This is a genomic window from Pelagibacterium limicola (assembly GCF_015694405.1).
In the GTDB taxonomy this organism is placed as follows: domain Bacteria; phylum Pseudomonadota; class Alphaproteobacteria; order Rhizobiales; family Devosiaceae; genus Pelagibacterium; species Pelagibacterium limicola.
Window position 1 is genome coordinate 32,835 of the sequence record NZ_JADQDB010000006.1, and the last position, 16,539, is coordinate 49,373.

Annotated in this window: 22 protein-coding genes and 1 tRNA gene; 17 read left to right on the plus strand and 6 right to left on the minus strand. The window is 60.7% G+C overall.

The window, feature by feature from the left end:
* Positions 1-15: 15 nt before the first annotated feature.
* From I2G20_RS17490 to I2G20_RS12920, 4 genes are all read right to left on the minus strand, one after another.
* On the minus strand, positions 16-258 hold the full coding sequence (locus I2G20_RS17490) for a DUF2249 domain-containing protein (RefSeq protein ID WP_343070344.1): 243 nt from the start codon (positions 256-258) through the stop codon (positions 16-18).
* 283 nt (positions 259-541) lie between these two features.
* Complete coding sequence (locus I2G20_RS12910) at positions 542-1,009, minus strand: hemerythrin domain-containing protein (RefSeq protein ID WP_196260148.1); 468 nt, start codon at positions 1,007-1,009, stop codon at positions 542-544.
* Between the two features lie 7 nt (positions 1,010-1,016).
* Entirely contained in the window at positions 1,017-1,706 is a 690-nt protein-coding gene (locus tag I2G20_RS12915) for an NnrU family protein (RefSeq protein ID WP_196260149.1), read from the minus strand.
* Between the two features lie 85 nt (positions 1,707-1,791).
* On the minus strand, positions 1,792-2,232 hold the full coding sequence (locus I2G20_RS12920) for a pseudoazurin (protein ID WP_196260150.1): 441 nt from the start codon (positions 2,230-2,232) through the stop codon (positions 1,792-1,794).
* A 284-nt stretch (positions 2,233-2,516) separates the two neighbouring features.
* Here I2G20_RS12920 and nirK point away from each other — a divergent pair, with 284 nt between their 5' ends.
* From nirK to I2G20_RS12935, 3 genes are all read left to right on the plus strand, one after another.
* Positions 2,517-3,617 (plus strand): copper-containing nitrite reductase, encoded by a 1,101-nt coding sequence (gene nirK, locus I2G20_RS12925; protein ID WP_196260420.1) that lies wholly within the window; start codon positions 2,517-2,519, stop codon positions 3,615-3,617.
* Between the two features lie 67 nt (positions 3,618-3,684).
* Complete coding sequence (locus I2G20_RS12930) at positions 3,685-4,578, plus strand: SUMF1/EgtB/PvdO family nonheme iron enzyme (protein ID WP_246473077.1); 894 nt, start codon at positions 3,685-3,687, stop codon at positions 4,576-4,578.
* An 83-nt stretch (positions 4,579-4,661) separates the two neighbouring features.
* Positions 4,662-5,366 (plus strand): Crp/Fnr family transcriptional regulator, encoded by a 705-nt coding sequence (locus tag I2G20_RS12935; protein WP_425502642.1) that lies wholly within the window; start codon positions 4,662-4,664, stop codon positions 5,364-5,366.
* On the opposite strand, the gene I2G20_RS12940 is transcribed toward I2G20_RS12935, so the two are convergent.
* Positions 5,329-5,562, minus strand: coding sequence for a DUF1858 domain-containing protein (locus I2G20_RS12940; protein WP_196260151.1), 234 nt, complete (start codon positions 5,560-5,562; stop codon positions 5,329-5,331). The two genes, I2G20_RS12935 and I2G20_RS12940, sit on opposite strands and share 38 nt — an antisense overlap.
* 128 nt (positions 5,563-5,690) lie before the next feature.
* Between I2G20_RS12940 and I2G20_RS12945 the strand changes: the two genes are divergently transcribed.
* The gene (locus I2G20_RS12945) at positions 5,691-6,899 is read left to right on the plus strand and encodes an NnrS family protein (RefSeq protein WP_196260152.1); all 1,209 of its coding nucleotides are present in this window, start codon (positions 5,691-5,693) and stop codon (positions 6,897-6,899) included.
* A gap of 3 nt (positions 6,900-6,902) precedes the next feature.
* The gene (locus I2G20_RS17540; RefSeq protein ID WP_196260423.1) at positions 6,903-7,406 is read left to right on the plus strand and encodes a YbaN family protein; all 504 of its coding nucleotides are present in this window, start codon (positions 6,903-6,905) and stop codon (positions 7,404-7,406) included.
* A 277-nt stretch (positions 7,407-7,683) separates the two neighbouring features.
* On the opposite strand, the gene I2G20_RS12955 is transcribed toward I2G20_RS17540, so the two are convergent.
* A tRNA-Ser gene (locus I2G20_RS12955) sits at positions 7,684-7,773 on the minus strand.
* A 143-nt stretch (positions 7,774-7,916) separates the two neighbouring features.
* On the opposite strand from I2G20_RS12955, the gene I2G20_RS12960 reads away from it, so the two are divergent.
* The 12 genes from I2G20_RS12960 to rlmH all read left to right on the plus strand — a co-directional run bounded on the left by I2G20_RS12960 (position 7,917) and on the right by rlmH (position 16,503).
* A complete protein-coding gene (locus I2G20_RS12960; RefSeq protein ID WP_196260153.1) occupies positions 7,917-8,375 on the plus strand; it encodes a gamma-glutamylcyclotransferase family protein in 459 nt (152 codons plus the stop codon).
* Positions 8,368-9,072: an MBL fold metallo-hydrolase gene (locus I2G20_RS12965; protein WP_196260154.1), complete on the plus strand. Its 705-nt coding sequence runs from the start codon at positions 8,368-8,370 to the stop codon at positions 9,070-9,072. Before I2G20_RS12960 ends, I2G20_RS12965 begins: the two co-directional genes overlap by 8 nt.
* Positions 9,073-9,316: 244 nt before the next feature.
* Complete coding sequence (rplU, locus tag I2G20_RS12970; protein WP_196260155.1) at positions 9,317-9,838, plus strand: 50S ribosomal protein L21; 522 nt, start codon at positions 9,317-9,319, stop codon at positions 9,836-9,838.
* 12 nt (positions 9,839-9,850) lie between these two features.
* Entirely contained in the window at positions 9,851-10,117 is a 267-nt protein-coding gene (gene rpmA / locus I2G20_RS12975) for a 50S ribosomal protein L27 (protein ID WP_196260156.1), read from the plus strand.
* 112 nt (positions 10,118-10,229) lie between these two features.
* Positions 10,230-10,772, plus strand: coding sequence for a GNAT family N-acetyltransferase (locus I2G20_RS12980; RefSeq protein WP_196260157.1), 543 nt, complete (start codon positions 10,230-10,232; stop codon positions 10,770-10,772).
* On the plus strand, positions 10,769-11,320 hold the full coding sequence (locus tag I2G20_RS12985; RefSeq protein WP_196260158.1) for a GNAT family N-acetyltransferase: 552 nt from the start codon (positions 10,769-10,771) through the stop codon (positions 11,318-11,320). The genes I2G20_RS12980 and I2G20_RS12985 overlap by 4 nt, the downstream gene beginning before the upstream one ends.
* A complete protein-coding gene (obgE, locus tag I2G20_RS12990; RefSeq protein WP_196260159.1) occupies positions 11,317-12,360 on the plus strand; it encodes a GTPase ObgE in 1,044 nt (347 codons plus the stop codon). The genes I2G20_RS12985 and obgE overlap by 4 nt, the downstream gene beginning before the upstream one ends.
* Entirely contained in the window at positions 12,348-13,499 is a 1,152-nt protein-coding gene (proB, locus tag I2G20_RS12995) for a glutamate 5-kinase (protein WP_246473078.1), read from the plus strand. The genes obgE and proB overlap by 13 nt, the downstream gene beginning before the upstream one ends.
* A 10-nt stretch (positions 13,500-13,509) precedes the next feature.
* Positions 13,510-14,790 carry a glutamate-5-semialdehyde dehydrogenase gene (locus I2G20_RS13000; RefSeq protein WP_246473079.1) on the plus strand — a complete coding sequence of 427 codons (1,281 nt, stop codon included), beginning with the start codon at positions 13,510-13,512 and terminating at the stop codon, positions 14,788-14,790.
* Positions 14,787-15,404, plus strand: coding sequence for a nicotinate-nucleotide adenylyltransferase (locus tag I2G20_RS13005; protein WP_281389728.1), 618 nt, complete (start codon positions 14,787-14,789; stop codon positions 15,402-15,404). The genes I2G20_RS13000 and I2G20_RS13005 overlap by 4 nt, the downstream gene beginning before the upstream one ends.
* Before the next feature lie 202 nt (positions 15,405-15,606).
* Positions 15,607-15,999, plus strand: a complete 393-nt coding sequence (gene rsfS / locus I2G20_RS13010; RefSeq protein WP_196260160.1) for a ribosome silencing factor — start codon at positions 15,607-15,609, stop codon at positions 15,997-15,999.
* Positions 16,000-16,017: 18 nt separating this feature from the next.
* A complete protein-coding gene (gene rlmH, locus I2G20_RS13015; RefSeq protein WP_196260161.1) occupies positions 16,018-16,503 on the plus strand; it encodes a 23S rRNA (pseudouridine(1915)-N(3))-methyltransferase RlmH in 486 nt (161 codons plus the stop codon).
* The last annotated feature ends 36 nt before the right edge of the window (positions 16,504-16,539 follow it).

Below are 16,539 nucleotides of genomic sequence, written 5' to 3' on the forward strand. Positions count from 1 at the left end.
GGCGGGCGCTGGCCATCAGCCTCGTGTGATCCGGACGTGCCAGATGTCCGGCCCCCGGCGCAGGTAATCCCAATCGAAGCCGTCGCCATAGAGCGAGACGAATTGGCGGTGCAAAGGTGCCGGGTCATAGTCGTTGACGATATCGAACCCCTGTCCCGGCTCTAAATCTCCGAAGATGCGGAATATCGCCTGATGACGCACGGCTGGAGGAACAGAACGCACGTCCACAACGCGGGCCCCTGATTCAATTGTGCTCACGATGGCTCTCCTCGAAAATGGGGAAGCGACACGGCCCGCATGGCAGGGCCATCGGCGGGAGCGGTTATTCGGGTGGGCACCATTGCCAGTGCCTGGGCGAGCGGAGCGGGAAGGGACATGCTGACTACTGCGCTAAAGATGTTGCCCGACATTAATGGACCTCACCACGGTTGTATTTGAGCTAGGTCAAGGACCAACCCCGATCCTGGCGTGACATGTCCTCATCATGCCGAACCTGCCGCCAAACGCCCCATCCCGTCCCCAGGAGGTCAGATCGCTTCCTTCATTGCGTGATCGTCGTGGCAGGCTCGATCCCGACGATGCGCCGCATGGCATAGCGCTCCATGTGGACATGCCTGCGCATCCCGCGAGCAAAGCCCACGAACAGTAAGCGTGCATAGCCCGCCGCGAGCGGGCAGCGCCCGGCCAGCGCGTCGAGGGTTTCGAGGACTTCTTCCATCTGGCAGGCATCCTCGCAGTGCTCGGCGGACAATCGCCGGAATATGTGCCGCATTACCGGATCCTCGCGCGCCAGGTGTTCGAGGGCCGGCATCAGGCTCAGGTCCTCGAGCAGGCGAACGTTTTCAAGACAGGAAATGAGAGCTGCGCCGACCTCCCTGCATTCTTGCCTGTCGATATCGCTTGTCGCGCCTTCGCCCAGGCATAAGAGTCGGTCGCAGCCGAGCAGCAGGTTGCTGTACCCCAATTCAAGCGTCGAAAACATGCGTTGGGTATGTTGGTCGCGATACATCGCCACCTCAATAACGTGTTGCGGCAAGCGGATCGGCGCCGAAGAGGAACGCATGTCCTCCGAGGAGCATCCAACCCGTCAGCACCGAGGCTACGGCCATCGCAGCCAGAAGCGGCAGATCGAACCGCAGGCGGGCGCGGCCTTGGATAATGGCGAGGAACGGGATGATCGATGTCGTCTCGGCCACCTTGGGCCATCTGCTCCCGAGCCTGCGCCGTGAGCGCCGGTCGCCGAGAACGAATCCGGCCAAGGCCAGAAGCGCCAGAACGCCGAACAGAAGCACCGAGCGCATATCGCCGTTGGGTGGAATGTGGCCTCCTGCCCAAAGAAACGCCCCCCAGAAAACGGGATGCCGCGTGACCTCGACGATAGCGCCGGTTTGCCGGCGCGAGTCTGGAAAAAAGGACAGAGACATCGGATTGGGGGAAAGCAACCCGGCGACGATGAGAAAGACCGCAACGGGTGACACGATGATCGTCACCCAGGCCTGCCAGCCCGAAGGGTACCACAACAGTGTTACAGGGGCTTCCAGCGTTGCGAGGATCAGCCAGGTGAGGGCCAGTATCGATATGGCCGAATAGATGACGATATAGGATGGCAGGCCCAATCTGATGACCAGAACATCCCGAACGCCAGGCAGGGCCGTCACAAGATGGGTGAGCAGAAACACCGACAGGGCCAGCACGACATGGGTCATTGTCCAACTCCAGTTTCGGGGTTGTGCCGCCGCTAAAGAGAAGCGAGCTGCCTGCTGTCAATCACGGGCAGCTCGATGATCCTTGTCAGAGGCCTAGGGTTTCGTAGGCCGCAGCAAGGCGCTGGCCTGCGACCGGCGGCTGGCGCACACCCTTCACCGCTTCGATATTGTGGGGATCGTCACCGACCTTGATCACGCCGACCATGCCCATGGCGAGATGCGGCGTACATTTTACGCCGTAGACGCCCGGCACATCGAAGGTGATGGTGACATCCTTGCCGAGCGTGCTGCGGAAGGCCTCTACACCCTCCGGGAACATACCGGCGATGAATTCGACATTGTGCCCGGGATCCGTGGCCAGGAACGTAACCGTATCACCCGGCTGGACATGAAGAGCGGCAGGCTCGAAGACCATGACCCCCGCTGCGCCCTTATTGAGCATTTTGACTTCATGATCGGCAGCAAAGGCTGGCACGGCCAACAAGGCAAGCGTGGCAGCGAATGCGGCGGCGAGAGGCGTTTTCATTTTGAACTCCATTTCTAGGCGCATAAACGAGCGCTTGGAGACTCATTAAAGCAGCGCCGTCTCACCCTCCTTGTCCCAAGACAAACTCACGTGCGACATTCTGTCGTTACAAATAGATTAACAGCGCAAGATCAAAAATACTTGGTGCGACAATATAGCCAAGCCCTAGCCGAGCGATGTTTGTTCCGGCGCAAACTGAACTTCTCCGCTTTCTTTTAAAACTCTCCTGACACGGCCCAACTGAGGGCTGTACAAGCCAGGAGAATAAAATGACCAAGTTCAATATCGTGCTACGCCGGACCCTGCTTGCAGGGGCGGCAACGGCAGCTCTGGCGATACCCTTGGGCCTCGCCCTTCCCGCGTTCGCCAAGGACGTCGTCGATTTCGAAAGCCTTGAGCGGATCACGGTAGACCTTGTGGCTCCACCCTTTGCTCCTGCGCACGAGCAGATCGCGCCGGCTGAGCCGCGGGTGGTGCAGTTCCGGATGGAAATCGAAGAAAAACCCATGGTCGTCGACGGCCAGGGTACGGTCCTTCGCGCCATGACCTATGACGGGTCGATGCCTGGCCCGCTGATGGTCGTGCATGAGGGCGACTATGTCGAACTCACGCTGGTCAATCCCGAGACCAACGAGATGCCGCACAATGTCGACTTCCATGCCGCGACGGGCGCCAAGGGCGGTGGCGCGCTGACCAATATCTATCCAGGTGAAGAGGTTGTGCTGCGCTGGAAAGCGACCCGACCCGGCGTCTTTGTCTATCATTGCGCGCCGGAGGGTATGATTGCCTGGCACGTGGTGTCGGGGATGAGTGGTGCCGTTCTGGTCTTGCCGCGCGACGGCCTCAAGGACCACGAAGGCAATCCGGTCACTTACGACGATATCTTCTATATCGGCGAGAACGACCTTTATATCCCGCGTGACGAGGACGGGAACTTCAAGACCTACGACACACTGGGCGAGAGCTTCGGCGATACGCTCGAGGTTATGAAGGGACTGATCCCGACGCACATAGTGATGAACGGTGCGGTTGGTGCGCTGACCGGGGAAAATGCGCTCAAGGCCAAGGTCGGGGAGACCGTGCTCATCATTCACAGCACCGCCAACCGCGACAGCCGTCCTCACCTCATTGGCGGGCATGGCGATTATGTGTGGCCGGAAGGCAGCTTCAACAACACCCCGCTTCGCGATCTCGAAACCTGGCTCATTCCGGGCGGCGCTGCGGGAGCTGCGCTCTACACCTTCCTCCAGCCAGGCGTCTATGCCTACGTCAACCATAACCTCATCGAAGCCGAACAGCTCGGTGCGGCAGCCCACGTCCTCGTTGAAGGCGAGTGGAACGACGATCTGATGACCCAGGTCGTAGCGCCCCGACCGATCGAATAGGCGAGAGCCTGATTCTGCGGTCCGGCCAACGGCGGCCGGGCCGCCTTCTTCTCGAATGGAAGCGCAAATGACCGCAATAATGGGACTTAAGAATGCCGGATCGGTCGCAATGCCTCTCGTTGTACTGGCTGCAATCGGAGCCGGTGCCATTGTCCTGTTTTCACCGGACGGCGGAGCAACCGGCGGGCACACACCGGTCGAATCGGTGCTGGTAGCCCCTGGTTCTGTCACCTACCGCGATGCCGGCCAGTTTTCTGTTGGCGGGCACGATATCGATGCGCCCCTCGCGACGCGGCTGGTTTCGGTGCAGCTCGAAGTGATGAAATATCAGGTTTCCGCGGCCGATTATAAGGCTTGCGTCGATGCCGGGGCCTGTGCTCCGCTCGACAGACGGCAAACGGCAAGGGTGGATCTGCCCGCCACCGGAGTGAGCTTTCTCGATGCCACGGCCTATGCGCAGTGGTATTCGCGTCAGGCGGGCGAGACATGGCGCCTTCCTACCAATCTCGAATGGTTGCATTTTGCGCAAGTTGAGGGCGACACCGCCGCAGCGGCGATTTCTGGCCAGAGTCTTTCGGATCGTTGGCTGGCCGAATACAGGTCCATGGCGGCACGCGGTAAACAAGGCGAGCCAACCGTGCAGCCGCGAGGGGCATTTGGGGAGAATGCGCTGGGCATTGCCGATATCGCCGGTAATGTATGGGAGTGGACAGATACATGCCTCGAGCGCGTGGTGCTTAACGCTGCCGGCAATGTGATGTCGAGGCTCGACAACTGTGGTGTGCGGGCGCTGCAAGGCCAACACAGGACCTATATGTCGGGCTTTATTCGCGATGCGGTGGCCGGGGCCTGCGCTGCGGGTCTACCACCGGATCACCTTGGCTTCCGCCTCGTGCGTGAACCGAAATGGCACGATCCGCTGATCGGTTGGATACGCGCCATCGTGCGGCGGTTTGCCTGACCTAGCTACTAGCCGTTGCCCGGCGGTTCCCGTCGGCCTAAGTTGTCCGAAACGAACCGACCGACCGGACACCTCGCGCGCCTATGGCCCATCCCTATCTCGATACGATCCGCCGGTTTGATCTTTTCCAGTCATTGGACGAGCCGGCGCTCGCACAAATGTTCGAACGCGCCACGTTGCGCCGGTACGGCGCGAGCTCCGCAGTGTTTGAGCAAGGGGCGGAGGCGCACGAATTTTTCGTGCTCGTCGAAGGGCGGCTCAAGGTTTCGCAGGTGACCGAGGACGGTCAGCAGGTCATCATCCGTATCGTTGTGCCGGGCGACCTGTTCGGTATCGCCAAGGCTTTGCAGCGGCACGACTATCCCGGCACGGCAATCGCTGTCGTCGACAGTGCTGCTTTGGCTTGGCCGATGGGGCTATGGGGCAGCTTCATCGAAAAGCACGCTTCGCTCGCGATCGGCGCGATGCACGCTGTCGGCCAGCGCCTCCAGGAATCGCACGCGCGCCTGCGTGAAATGGCCACCGAGGAGGTGGAGAGGCGGGTGGCTCATGCGGTATTGCGGCTTTTGCAGCAATCAGGTCGCAAGGAAGCAGATGGAATCAGGATCGATTTTCCGATTTCCAAGCAGGATCTCGCTGAGATGACCGGCACGACACTCCACACCGTCTCCCGCATCCTAACCGCTTGGCAAGAAAAGGGACTGGTCCAGACGGGGAGGCAGCGGCTTTTGGTGCGCGATCCGCACAGACTCATGATGCTTGCCGACAATGTCGGCGAGACGCGCTGATCCGCGTCGAATCCTTAAGCATTGCAGCCACCGCGTCGGGTGACATGCCATGTTCGAGCGCGGCTTCCCCAACGGTATGAAAACCGGAAATCGGACACCCTACACAGTGCATTCCGTGGGCGATGATGGCCGGCACCGTGTGCGGCCAGCGCGTCATCACCTCGAGCATGGTCATGGTCTTGTCGATGCCAGGCATTGGTCTCGTCCATTGATCCAGCTTCTATCCTAGCCGGCAAGCGTCGCGATTTCCTTGTGACAGCGCAAAGACAACCCATCGTTCATGCTTCAAGAGTGGCATCGTAATCTCGATCATGGAGTTGAGACGTGTTCTTTACCCGTATCGCCAATGGCGGCATCCCGCGCGGGATCGCCGCTAACGGCCCGGCGATCCTCTCCTACGGCTTCAGGCCCTTTTTCCTTTTAGCCGGCGTTTGGGCAATTCTGGCGATGTCGCTCTGGGTGATGGCACTGATCTCTGGATGGCCGGTGGGCGGGACGTTCGGACCGGTCAACTGGCATGCCCACGAAATGGTCTTCGGTTACACCAGTGCGGTGATGGGGGGCTTCATGCTCACCGCGATACCAAACTGGACCGGCCGCCTTCCGGTATCCGGAACGCCGCTTCTCGCCCTTGTGGCGTTGTGGTTTGCCGGAAGGTTGGCCCTATTGTTTCCCGACGCGCTGGGATTGCCCATATCCCTTACAATCGAAGCCGCATTTCTGCCGGCGCTGACGCTGGTGGCGCTGCGCGAGATCATGGCAGGGCGGAATTGGAAGAACCTCAAGATACTGGCCGGCCTCAGTGCGCTGACGACGGCAAACATTTGGTTCCATATCCTCGCCTTCAGTGGCGAGGACACAAGCATTGCGAGCCGCATGGCGATTGCAGCATTGGTGATGCTGATCTGTCTTGTTGGCGGGCGGATCGTGCCCAGCTTTACACGCAACTGGCTGTCGCGGCGGAGGCAAAAATTGCTGCCCGCACCGTTCGACCGGTTCGATCAGGGAACGCTGCTCCTGACGCTCGCCGCCTTCGTCCTGTGGGTAAGCGCGCCTGACGACTGGCTGACCGCCGCACTGTGTTTCGCTGCCGGCATAGCGCAGGGCTTGCGGCTCGTGCGGTGGCGCGGTGGTTCGAGCTGGCGCGAGCCCATCGTTGGCGCGCTCCATCTCGCATATGCCTTCGTTCCCTTGGGACTTGTGGTGATCGGATTTGGGGCAACAGGCCTTCTGACCCATGCTTCGGCAGCACACGTGCTGCTGGTCGGCGCGATCGGGGGGATGACACTGGCGGTGATGTCGCGTGCAGCCCTTGGGCATACCGGGCGCGAGATCAAGGCGCCAGTGCTGATCGTCGTGGCCTATAGCTATGTGGCAGCGGCGGCGTTGGTTCGTCCTCTGGTGGATCTCGTCCCGGCATTGTACTTCCCGATCTTCTCGGTCAGTGGGCTGTTGTGGATCTTTGCTTTCGCGCTGTTCTGCGCGGTTTACGCGCCGATCCTTCTCAAGCCGCGCGTAGAGAAAGCGAGGTAGATGATGGCACGTGTGCTGTGGGCATCCGCTGGATGCATTGCCGTGGCGCTTGCGGCGGCAGGAGTAGTGTTGCCGCTCTTGCCGACGACGCCCTTCTTGTTGCTCGCAGCATTCTGTTTTGCACGCGGCTCTCAGCGTCTGCATTACTGGCTCCTCACGCACCGGCGGTTCGGGCCCCTTCTCGCGGACTGGCAGGAGAAGGGTGCCATTGCGCCGCGCGCCAAGGCCATTGCTATTGCGGTGATCGTCGCAACCTTCACGCTATCGTTGCTCTTAGGGTTGGCGCCTTGGCTTCTCGCCGTGCAAGGCGCTGTTCTGGCTTGTGCCGCAACGTTCGTCCTGACTCGTCCCAACCCGCCAACGCGCGCTGAGAGCCAAGAAGAACATCAAGCTACAGCTGCCGAAAACAGCAGCGGCCGCTGCCAGGAGCACATCCAGAGCGGTCCGCTCGATCAAATGAGAAGCGGAGCATCGTGCAGTGGCACACGGCCTTCGGCTTGCCCTTGACAACAACACCGGACTTTCTTTGGCTTATTAGAAGTGTACTGGCGCAGCGTGCGCAAACTGCACCGACAGGTCGGGTGCGATTAGAGCGTCTCGACATCACTGCTGGCTTGCTTCAGCGTCGTTCCTATCAGATCCCATTGGCACTGTGAGCCGATCACGAATGGGCACTGGGCTGAGGCGAAATGCAGTATCAAACAAAGCAAGGGCACACGAAGATGCATACTGCTTCACTCATGCTCGAAAAAACCCTGTATTATCAGCAATATAGCAAACAAAATGGCGGAGAGGGAGGGATTCGAACCCTCGGAACGCTTGCGCGCTCAACGGTTTTCGAGACCGCCCCGTTCGACCACTCCGGCACCTCTCCGTCTTGGTGACGCGTCCCGCCGCTGGGAGCCGGCCGCGCTGGGGTCTCTTGGGTGGGCGCTATATGGCATAGGCGCTCTTGGCCCGCAACACCTTGTTTGCGGCTTGGACAAGTTCGGTTACGCTCCTCCCATGAATGCACCGATGAACGCAGACCCGTCCCTGCCGCTCTTTGTTTACGGCACCTTGTGCGACCCGCACATTCGCGCCCTCGTGCTGGGCCAACGCCTGGCCGATGAAGCGTTGCAACGGGTGAGCGCGCCTGGCTGGCGTGCTGTCTATATACCCGGCGTGCTTTATCCCGCGCTCGTCGCCAACCAGGACGATGCGGCTGACGGCCTGCTGATCGAAGGCCTTTCGGCCGCCGCTCTCGCCCGTCTCGATGTTTATGAAGGGAACCAGTACCGACGCGAAGCGCTTCTCGTCCGGAGCGGGAACAACACTGTCGGCGCTCAGGCCTATCTGCCACGCCGGGCGATTTCTGCGAACGCGCCGCGCTGGGACTTCGAGCATTGGACCCGCATCCACAGGAGCGATTTTTTGCGCGAGGAGTTTCCGCCGGCCGGTATCGAGAAGGACAACGGGGAGAGAACCGATGTTTGAACGCGATGAGATCGAAACGGCCAAAGGGCCGCTTGCAATCATTCCCGTCCACCATGCGAGCCTCGTTCTGGAATGGAACGGAGAGACCATTTTTTGCGACCCCGTCGGCGGCGCGGGGCGTTACGCCGCGCTCGAGCGGCCGACTCTCATCGTTCTCACGCACCATCACGACGATCACCTGGATTTTGAAACGCTCGACGCCCTGATTTCAGACGAAACCGCGCTCGTCGCCCCAAAGCGCGTGTACGACCAGATGCCCGCCGACATCGCCGCCAGGACCAAGATGATGATGGCAAATGGCGACGAGGCAAAGGTCTGCGGCGTCCGGCTAAAGGCGATCCCCATGTACAATACCACCCCCGAGCGGGCCAAATACCACGAAAAAGGGGTGGGCAACGGTTATCTCTTCGACTTTGCCGGCACAAAGGTCTATCTCGCTTCCGACACAGAGCCGATACCGGAGATGGACGATCTCGGCCCCGTCGATATCGCCTTCCTCCCCATGAACCTCCCCTATACGATGACTCCTGATCAGGTCGTAACCTGCATTGGAAAGGTGGAGCCCAGAGCCGTCTACCCTTTTCATTACGGATTTGCCTCCGGCGAAATCGGTACCCAACCGCAAGAGCTATCTGCCGCACTGCCTCCTGGCAGCCGAACCGAAATCAGGATCCGCGACTGGTATCCTGACCGCTGAGGCCGCCACGAGGGGCCCAAGCCGCTTGACTCGCGGGACATTTGCACCGATAAGCACCGGCAAACGCGCGGAGGGGCATCCCCACGCGCCTGTTTTGTTTGTTCAACACGCAGCCACAGGCCGCCCGGACACCTGCCAACATCAGGCGTCAAAGACGAAGACCGCGGACAAAAAGGGCACCGCCGCGGCGCCGCAGGACGCGAAAACATAAGGGAACCGGGCTTTCTCGTCCGGTCACAGACAAATGACGTTCGCAGTCATCAAGACCGGCGGCAAGCAATATAAGGTTGCTGCCAACGATCTGGTCCGGATCGAAAAGATCGCCGGAGACGCCGGTGAAGTTGTAACCTTCGAAAACGTGCTGATGGTCGGCGACACCATCGGTGTCCCGCTCGTCGAGGGCGCGCTGGTGGCCGGCGAGGTCGTCGAGCAATTCCGCGACAAGAAGGTCATCATTTTCAAAAAGAAGCGCCGCCAGCACTATCGCCGCAAGAACGGTCACCGGCAGGAGTTGACCCTCGTGCGCATCACCGAGATCCTGACCGGCGGCGCAAAGCCCTCGGCCAAGAAAGCCGCCGCACCCAAGAAGGCCGAAAAGGCCGAGGCTGTTCCGGTCGCCGACGTCGCAGAGGAAAAGCCTGCGAAAAAGGCGCCTGCCAAGAAGGCCGAGACCAAGGCGGAAGCTGCGGACGCGACGAAAACCAAGGCCAAGGCTCCTGCAAAGAAGCCAGCGGCCAAGAAGGCCGAAAAGGCCGACAAGGAATAAGGACGAACAAAGATGGCCCATAAGAAAGCAGGCGGTTCATCCCGCAACGGTCGCGACACCATTGGCCGCCGTCTCGGCGTCAAGAAGTTCGGTGGCGAAACGGTTGTGGCCGGCAACATCATCATCCGCCAGCGCGGCACCAAGTGGCACCCCGGCACCAATGTCGGCTTGGGCAAGGACCACACCATTTTCGCGCTGGTCGACGGCACCGTGACGTTTGCCACCAAGTCGGGCGGCAAGAGCTTTGTGTCTGTCGAGCCAGTCAAGGCAGCCGAATAACGGCGGTCGGATATAAACCGAAACGCCGGAGACCTTCTCCCCTGCGTTGCGGTCAGCTAGAGATAAGGGGAGCCGGTCACCGGCTCCCCTTTTTTGCATTTGGGTTCAGGTGATGGACACCGACTTTTCGACCGATTGGCTGCCCTCGCGGATCGAGACTGCGCGCCTCGTCTTGCGCGCGCCGCACATGGACGATGTGCCGACCATTGCGCGTTTGGCCAATAATGAAAAGATTCATCGCATGACTGCGCGCGTTCCCTTCCCCTACGGGACAGCGGACGCCATCGCCTTTGTCGAGGACTTCGCGCAGCGCCCCGAGGAACGCCCGTTCGTTATAACGGTTGCGTCCGATGGGGTAGCGGGCGTCGTCGGGCTGACCTTCCAGCCCGGGGAAGCGCCAGAACTCGGCTATTGGCTGGGCGAACCCTATTGGGGACGTGGCCTTGCGACAGAAGCGGTGCAGGCGCTCGTGCAGGCCGCACTTGGAAGACGCGAGTGCCCGGCGCTGATCGCGCGTGCCATTTCGGAAAACCGCGCATCGCGAGCCATTCTTGAAAAAATCGGTTTCGTTCTTGAAAGCGAAGCAATTGCCGCGTGCGGACCGCATTCGGGCGTATCGGTTGCCCGCTACAGGATCGGAGCGACGGGGCAATGACAGGGTCCCAACCCGAGATCGAGACTCTCAGGCTCGTCCTGCGCCGTCCGCGTCTGCGCGATGCGCCGCGCATTGCTGCCCTCCTCAATGACTACGAGGTCACCAAAAACCTCGCCCGGGTCCCTTACCCCTATACGATGCAAATGGCTTTTGACTGGCTGATCCGGCAGAAGCGCGAATGGTCACCGGAATCGATAACATTTGCCATTTGCGAAAAGGAGGCCGGGCTCATAGGTTTCTGCGGCACCCATCGCGAGGGACGCTTGCCCGAGATCGGCTACTGGCTCGGACGGGCCTATTGGGGCAAGGGTTATATGACCGAGGCGACGCGTGCGGTGATCGACTGGTATTTTTCCCACTCGACCGGCGACACTCTCGTCTCGGGTGTTTTTCATTTCAACACCGCCTCGCTCCGTATCCAGGACAAGCTGGGCTTTGTAAGAACCCGGATCGGCAAGCGTATCTGCCTTGCCCAAAAGGCCGAGATCGACCATATCGAGACCGAACTTACCCGCGACGCCTTTTACAAGGCGCTGGAGACACTATGAAATTCCTCGACCAGGCCAAGGTCTTTATTCGTTCGGGCAATGGCGGTGCCGGCGCCATCGCCTTCCGACGCGAAAAATTCGTTGAGTTCGGCGGTCCTAACGGCGGCAACGGCGGGCGGGGCGGCGACGTCATCGTCGAATGCGTCGATGGACTCAATACGCTTATCGACTATCGTTATCAGCAGCACTTCCGGGCCGGAACCGGCACGCACGGCATGGGGCAGAACCGCACCGGCCCCGATGGCGAAGACGTCATCCTTAAAGTGCCCGTCGGTACGCAGATTTTCGAGGAGGACGGGGAAACGCTTATTGCCGATTTCACCGAGATCGGCCAGCGCGAAGTGCTCTTGGAGGGCGGTAATGGCGGCTTTGGCAATGCCCATTTCAAATCCTCTACCAACCAGGCTCCCCGGCGCGCCAATCCGGGCCTTGCCGGCGAGGAAAAATGGATATGGCTGAGGCTTAAACTGATTGCAGATGCCGGCCTCGTCGGCCTGCCCAATGCCGGCAAGTCGACGTTTCTTTCTGCGGTGACCGCGGCAAAGCCCAAGATCGCCGATTATCCTTTTACGACCCTTCATCCCGGCCTCGGCGTCGTCCGTATCGGCGCGCGCGAATTCGTGCTCGCCGATATACCGGGCCTCATCGAAGGCGCATCGGAGGGAGCTGGGCTTGGCGACCGTTTCCTGGGCCATGTCGAACGCTGCGCGGTGCTGATCCACCTCATCGACGGGACCCAGGAGGATGTGGCGGGCGCTTATCGCACCATCCGGGACGAACTCGCCGCGTATGGCGGGGGGCTGGCAGAAAAAGAAGAAATCGTCTGCCTCAACAAGATCGATGCGCTTGATGAGCAAACTGTCGAGGAACGTGCCTCAATGCTGGGAGAGGCTTGCGGAGGTACGGTCCTCACCATCTCGGGTGCGACCGGTCATAACGTCGATACTGTGTTATATGCGGTCCTCGAAGCCCTCGATCACGGTAAGGAAAACGAGGCACGCTCCTCACGGATCGCGCCGGAGCAAAAATGGACGCCCTGATGGCCGCCACCGAGCCCCAAATCAACGCGCTTGCCCCTTATAAACGGCTGGTCGTAAAGATCGGTTCGGCGCTGCTCGTAGATACAAAGACCGGAAAACTCCGCGAGCCCTGGCTTGAATCACTCGCCGCGAGCATCGCAACCCTGAAAGCGCAAGGCCGCGAGGTGGTGATCGTTTCTTCGGGCGCGATCGCGCTCGGACGCCGTATCCTTGGGCTTTCCGCCAAGTCCTTGCCGCTCGAACAGAGTCAGGCCGCTGCCAGTGCGGGGCAGATCGCTCTATCCCAGGCCTGGGCCGGCCACCTTGGCAAGCATGGGATCGTGACGGGGCAGATTCTTCTCACCCCCAATATCACTGAAGAACGACGTTATTTCCTGAACGCGCGCACGACCGTCAATACGCTTTTGAGCCTTGGCGCCGTGCCCATCATCAACGAGAACGATTCGGTTGCGACCCTGGAAATCCGTTATGGCGATAACGACCGGCTGTCGGCGCGCGTCGCCTCGATGATAGAGGCCGATCTTCTGGTGTTACTCTCGGACGTCGATGGACTCTACACGGCTCCACCGGCTCGCGATCCCCTAGCCAAGCATATTCCTTTCGTTGCCGGCATCACCCCCGACATCGAGGCAATGGCGGGCGGAGCGGCCAGCCATCTTTCGCGCGGCGGCATGACAACCAAGATCGAGGCAGGCAAGATCGCAACCCATGCCGGGACCGCCATGATCATCGCCTCTGGCACCGGGCCAGACCCTCTTGGCACGCTCATGAACGGGGGCATTCATACGCTCTTTGCGCCCACCGCCACCACAAAGGCCGCACGCAAGCGCTGGATCATGGGCACCCTTGAGGTCGTCGGCCATATAACGATCGATGACGGCGCGGTCCGCGCGCTGGGCACCGGGCGCTCGCTTCTTCCGATTGGCGTAGTCACGGTAAGTGGCGACTTTGTTCCCGGCGATGCCGTTGCCATTCATGACCTTTCCGGCCGCGAGATCGCCCGCGGCCTTGCCGGCATGGACCGCGAGACAGCCGAACTGGTCAAAGGCAAGAAGAGCGACGCCATCAAGGAAATGTTCGGCCTCAATACCCGCACCGAGCTCGTCCATCGCGACAATCTCGTGCTGTTGAAGGCCTGAGGAGAAAAAAATGTCAGCAATGTCCAACAGCGACGGTGTCGCCGCCATGATGGCCGAAATCGGCCAAAAGGCTCGCTCCGCTGCGCGCGTACTGGCGACCGCCCCGGGCGCGCAAAAGGACAAGGCACTCCTCGCCGCGGCCGACGCGATCCTTGCAGGCGAAGACGCGATCCTTGCCGCCAATGCCAAGGACCTCGAGGCTGCAAGGGCCAACCGCGTTGCCGCATCCTTCATCGACCGATTGACGCTCAATGCCGATCGCATTGCCGCAATCGCCACGGCCCTGCGTGAAGTCGCCGACCTGCCCGATCCTGTTGGGGTTGAAATCGCCCGCTGGCAGCGCCCCAATGGGCTCGATATCGCTCGTGTGCGAACACCGTTGGGGGTTATCGGGGTTATCTTCGAAAGCCGCCCCAACGTCACCGCCGATGCTGGAGCCTTGTGCCTGAAGGCAGGAAACGCGGTGATCCTGCGTGGCGGCTCGGACAGCTTTTTTTCCTCGCGCGCCATTCACGATGCGCTTGTCGAGGGTCTTTCAGCCGCGGGTCTCCCCGAAGCGGCGATCCAGATGATTCCCACCACCGACCGCGCCGCTGTTGGCGAAATGCTCCGGGGGCTCGATGGCAGCATCGATGTCATCGTTCCCCGCGGCGGCAAGGCATTGGTCGCGCGCGTGCAGGAGGAGGCCCGCGTGCCCGTCTTCGCCCATCTCGAAGGTCTCGTGCACATCTACCTCGACAAGAGCGCAGATCTCTCTATGGCCGTCGATGTCATCGCCAACGCCAAGATGCGCCGCACTGGCATTTGCGGGGCAGCGGAAACCCTTCTTGTCGATCGCGCGGCGGTCAAAACCCATTTGAAGCCCGTCCTCGACGCTCTGGCTTCAAGGGGATGCGAAATTCGCGGCGATGCAGAAATCCAGGCAGTCTATGCCGGAGCGGCCACCGCGACCGAGGAGGACTGGCATACCGAATATCTCGACTCCATCATTGCGGTCAAAGTCGTGGACGGGATCGAAGGGGCGATAACCCATATCCAGACCTATTCGTCCAATCACACCGAAGCGGTGATTGCCGAGGATCCCAAAGTGGTCGAAGCCTTCTTCAACCGCCTCGATTCGGCGATCCTCCTCCATAACGCTTCGACCCAGTTCGCCGACGGCGGCGAATTCGGCTTTGGGGGCGAGATCGGCATCGCGACCGGCAAGATGCATGCGCGCGGCCCGGTCGGCGTCGAGCAATTGACGAGCTTTAAATATCTCGTTCGCGGCACAGGGCAGACCCGTCCTTGAGCGCGGCTTTCTTTTCCCGGGATATCGTTTCGCTGCCACCCTCCTCGCCGGGGATGCGCATAGGTCTGTTCGGCGGCAGCTTCAACCCGCCGCACGAAGGCCACCGCCTTGTGTCGCGCGAATGCCTCAAGCGCCTCGATCTCGACGCTGTCTGGTGGCTGGTGACCCCAGGGAACCCGTTAAAGGATCATTCCGATCTTGCCCCGCTCGATGCGCGCGTCCGCGCTGCCCGGGCACTTGTGGCCGGGCCCCGCTGTCACATCACCGGCTTTGAAGCCGCTCATGGATTTACCTACACCTTTGAAACCCTCTCCCACCTGCAAAAGACCCTTCCAGGGCGCAGATTCGTCTGGATCATGGGTGCCGACAGCCTTGCTGGCTTTCACCATTGGGAGCGCTGGGACGAGATTTTCTCAATGATGCCGGTTGCCGTCTATGTGCGGCCCGGCTCGACCCGCAAGGCCGCCGTTTCACGCGCCGCCTCACGTTTCCGCCACGGCCGGATCGATGAGTCGGACGCTCGGCTCCTGGCAACGCTCGATCCGCCCGCTTGGGTGTTTTTGCACGGGCTGATGAGCACACTGTCCTCATCCCAGCTGCGCAGCCGGAAATAGGGCGCCGTTCCTGACATTTGGTTACCGTCTCATTAACGACATTAAGTCATGATGACATTGTCGGTGTGCGCCGTCTTGGCAAACCCCTTGACGATGCGCATATTGGACGTTCCGGTGTGGTTTGCGCCGGATCCACAACGAAAGGAAAAAGTGCAACCCTGATGACCCACGGACACCTTCTCCAGGCGGAGGTCGCCCCTTAATGGCTCTCACGCCCATCAAGACCGCATCAAACGATGCATCCCCCAAGACCCTGCCGCAGCAGCCCCTTCTCGATCTGATCCTCGCTTGCCTCGAGGATACCAAGGCCGAAGACACCCTCGCCATAGACGTTACGGGAAAATCCAGCTTGACCGACCACATGGTCGTAACCTCGGGCCGGTCGAACCGCCATGTCGGCGCCATTGCCGACCAGCTCGTCAAGGCGTTGCGGGAAAACGGTTATGCCAAGCCCCGCATCGAAGGGCTGCCGACGGCGGATTGGGTTCTGGTCGATGCTGACGATGTGATCGTGCACGTCTTCCGGCCCGAAGTTCGCGAGTTCTACAACATCGAGAAGATGTGGGCTGCGGATTTCAAGGCCGACGCACACTGACCGTCTGACGGATAGTCGATGCGCATTATGCTTGTTGTCGTCGGGCGCATGAAGGATGGGCCCGAAAGGGTGCTGGCCGCGCGCTATCTCGAGCGCGCAGCAATCGGGGGCAAGCCTCTCGGCCTCGCCGGTCCGGTTCTATCCGAATTGCCCGAATCGCGCAGCCGCAGCGCCGATGCACGCAAGCGCGAGGAAGCCAGGTCCATTCTCTCGGCCATCCCTGAAAAAGCCGTCATCGTCGCGCTCGATGAACGCGGAACGACCCTCGCAAGCGAACCCTTCGCTGCCAGACTTGCCCAATGGCGCGATGAAAACCGGCCCGCCCTCGCGCTCGTTATCGGCGGACCTGATGGACTCGATGACGAGGTAAGGTCCCGCGCCGATCTTGTTCTCTCCTTTTCACCCATGACATGGCCTCATCAGATCGTTCGCATCCTTACCGCCGAGCAGCTTTACCGGGCCACCACAATTTTATCCGGACATCCCTATCATCGTGGCGATTGAGCCCCGAATCCCTGATAAAGTCCGGCCCGTGATTCG